Origin of the sequence: Photorhabdus sp. RM71S (genome assembly GCF_042879355.1) — a bacterium.
Classification (GTDB): domain Bacteria; phylum Pseudomonadota; class Gammaproteobacteria; order Enterobacterales; family Enterobacteriaceae; genus Photorhabdus; species Photorhabdus kayaii.
Genome location: NZ_JBHFKV010000146.1, coordinates 1 through 896, shown reverse-complemented (window position 1 = coordinate 896; position 896 = coordinate 1). Strand labels below are relative to the sequence as shown.

Genomic DNA, 896 nt, shown 5'->3' with positions numbered 1-896 from the left:
TGTCTCACTCACAGCTTATTACTATCACTCTGCATTACAGAAAGAGCGGCATGTGACAAAGCAACAGCAGTCAGAAATCCAGCAACTCACAGACACTATCAACTATCAGAACTCTCACATCGCAATGTTGAATGAGCTGGACATTAAACACACACGAGAATTAACCAATGCCAAATCTGAAATTGATGTTCTTCGCAATGATGTTGCCGCTGGTCGTCGCCGGTTGCGCATCGCGGCCACCTGTGATCAAGACAAAGCCAGTTCCTCCCCCGGCGTGGATGATGCAGCCAGCCCCAGATTGGAAGACCCCGCTATCAGGGATTATTTCACTCTCACCGAAAGAGTAACAACGATGCAGGTACAATTAGAGGGCTTGCAGGACTACATCAAAACTCAGTGTCAGTAACAGAGTCTCGCAATCGCGGGACTTTTTATATCCGAATTTCACCGCGCCCCTCATGCGCATTCAAACCCAAAGAACCTGTTTAGGAAATAGAGCTTGAGGAAATCAGGATTGTGCTGATTCTTTGGTCTGATTTTCTATGAGGCAGGCTCTATCTCTAAAAAGGTAAAGCACGATGAACGCATTAACAGTCAAAACACATTCGCCTGTAACCGAAGCTCCAACCATGACCAGTCTTGAAATGGTGGATTACATCAATGACGAAAGGAAAGCCAAAGCGGAAGCGGAAGGAATGGGTTTTCCGTGCAAAAAATACAGGAAGCTTGAGCATCGTAGTTTTATGAAAAAAGTACCAAAAGTTCTTGGGGAGGCAAGTGAAAATTTTTTTTCAGTTGATACTTTCATAAATGGCACGGGTGGGGAAGTTGAAAGAGATATTTACCGATTCTTCAAACGTGAATCCTGTTTGATGGCAATGAGCTACAGTTACGAG

1 protein-coding gene and 1 pseudogene are annotated in these 896 nt (G+C 44.6%); both read left to right on the top strand.

The features are described 5' to 3' along the window. The coding region (locus ACGF5R_RS24160) for a lysis protein (protein ID WP_387693156.1) at positions 1 to 406 on the top strand (406 nt) is incomplete at its 5' end. Between the two features lie 172 nt (positions 407 to 578). Then, positions 579 to 896, top strand: a pseudogene (locus ACGF5R_RS24155) (Rha family transcriptional regulator); the annotation flags it as partial.